Annotated in this window: 1 rRNA gene; it reads right to left on the bottom strand. The window is 48.5% G+C overall.

From position 1 onward, the window contains the following. A 23S ribosomal RNA gene (locus tag HMPREF3020_RS01665) occupies positions 1-2,128 on the bottom strand; the annotation flags it as partial. Positions 2,129-2,287 lie beyond the last annotated feature (159 nt).

Below are 2,287 nucleotides of genomic sequence, written 5' to 3'. Positions count from 1 at the left end.
AGTCTCCCACCTATCCTACACATCAAAATTCAATGTTCAGTGTCAAGCTATAGTAAAGGTTCACGGGGTCTTTCCGTCTAGCCGCGGGTACACCGCATCTTCACGGCGATTTCAATTTCACTGAGTCTCGGGTGGAGACAGCCTGGCCATCATTATGCCATTCGTGCAGGTCGGAACTTACCCGACAAGGAATTTCGCTACCTTAGGACCGTTATAGTTACGGCCGCCGTTTACTGGGGCTTCGATCAGGAGCTTCTCTTTCGATTACACCATCAATTAACCTTCCAGCACCGGGCAGGCATCACACCCTATACGTCCACTTTCGTGTTTGCAGAGTGCTGTGTTTTTAATAAACAGTTGCAGCCAGCTGGTATCTTCGACCGGTTCAACCTTCATCCGCAAGGGACTACAATCTACGCCGGCGCACCTTCTCCCGAAGTTACGGTGCTATTTTGCCTAGTTCCTTCACCCGAGTTCTCTCAAGCGCCTGAGTATTCTCTACCTGACCACCTGTGTCGGTTTTCAGTACGGTTTAGATAAACCTGAAGCTTAGTGGCTTTTCCTGGAAGTGTGGTATCGGTTACTTCAGCTCCGTAGAGCCTCGTCATCATCTCTCAGTGTTAAAGAAGTCCGGATTTGCCTAAACTTCACACCTACCAACTTAAACGCACATATCCAACAGTGCGATAACCTAACCTGCTCCGTCCCCACATCGCAGTTTATCCAAGTACGGGAATATTAACCCGTTTCCCATCGACTACGCTTTTCAGCCTCGCCTTAGGGGCCGACTCACCCTGCCCCGATTAACGTTGGACAGGAACCCTTGGTCTTCCGGCGAACGGGTTTTTCACCCGTTTTATCGTTACTTATGTCAGCATTCGCACTTCTGATACGTCCAGCAAACCTCTCGATTCACCTTCATCCGCTTACAGAACGCTCCCCTACCCAACAGTATTGCTACTGATGCCGCAGCTTCGGTGCTATATTTGAGCCCCGTTACATCTTCCGCGCAGGCCGACTCGACTAGTGAGCTATTACGCTTTCTTTAAATGATGGCTGCTTCTAAGCCAACATCCTAGCTGTCTAAGCCTTCCCACCTCGTTTCCCACTTAATATAGACTTTGGGACCTTAGCTGGCGGTCTGGGTTGTTTCCCTCTCCACGACGGACGTTAGCACCCGCCGTGTGTCTCCTGAGTATCACTCTTCGGTATTCGTAGTTTGCATCGGGTTGGTAATCCGGGATGGACCCCTAGCCGAAACAGTGCTCTACCCCCGAAGGTGTCCGCTCAAGGCTCTACCTAAATAGATTTCGGGGAGAACCAGCTATCTCCCGGTTTGATTGGCCTTTCACCCCCAGCCACAAGTCATCCGCTAATTTTTCAACATTAGTCGGTTCGGTCCTCCAGTTAGTGTTACCCAACCTTCAACCTGCCCATGGCTAGATCACCGGGTTTCGGGTCTATACCTTGCAACTAGACGCCCAGTTAAGACTCGGTTTCCCTTCGGCTCCCCTATTCGGTTAACCTCGCTACAAAATATAAGTCGCTGACCCATTATACAAAAGGTACGCAGTCACCCTTAAAGGGCTCCCACTGCTTGTACGTACAAGGTTTCAGGTTCTATTTCACTCCCCTCACCGGGGTTCTTTTCGCCTTTCCTTCACAGTACTGGTTCACTATCGGTCAATCAGGAGTATTTAGCCTTGGAGGATGGTCCCCCCATCTTCAAACAGGATATCACGTGTCCCGCCCTACTTATCGTTAGCTTAGTACCATGACCTGGACTTCGAGTACGGGGCTATCACCCTGTATCGCCAAGCTTCCCAGCTTGTTCCTCTGTCTCTGTCATTATCACTAACAGGCTCCTTCGCGTTCGCTCGCCGCTACTAACGAAATCTCGGTTGATTTCTTTTCCTCGGGGTACTTAGATGTTTCAGTTCTCCCGGTTTGCCTCACTTACCTATGGATTCAGTAAGTGATAGTAGATTCTTCATCTACTGGGTTTCCCCATTCGGACATCTTGGATTAAACGCCTCTTATCGACTCATCCAAGCTTTTCGCAGATTAGCACGTCCTTCGTCGCCTCTGATTGCCAAGGCATCCACCTTGTACGCTTAGTCACTTAACTATACAACCTCAAAAATTCTTGATGTTGTGTTTTCAACTAAACACTTGATTGCTTTTGTTCAATCAAGATTTTTTCTTACTCAGACTTTTTCTTATCCTTAAAAGGACTTGAAAGTCTCTTCAGTTTTTCAGCTTGTTTCCTGGTTGTTAAAGAACAGAA

It is taken from the genome of Haemophilus sp. HMSC068C11, assembly GCF_001815355.1.
Lineage (GTDB): Bacteria > Pseudomonadota > Gammaproteobacteria > Enterobacterales > Pasteurellaceae > Haemophilus_D.
Note: the sequence above shows the minus strand (reverse complement) of the source record. Positions and strands in the feature narration are given on the sequence as shown.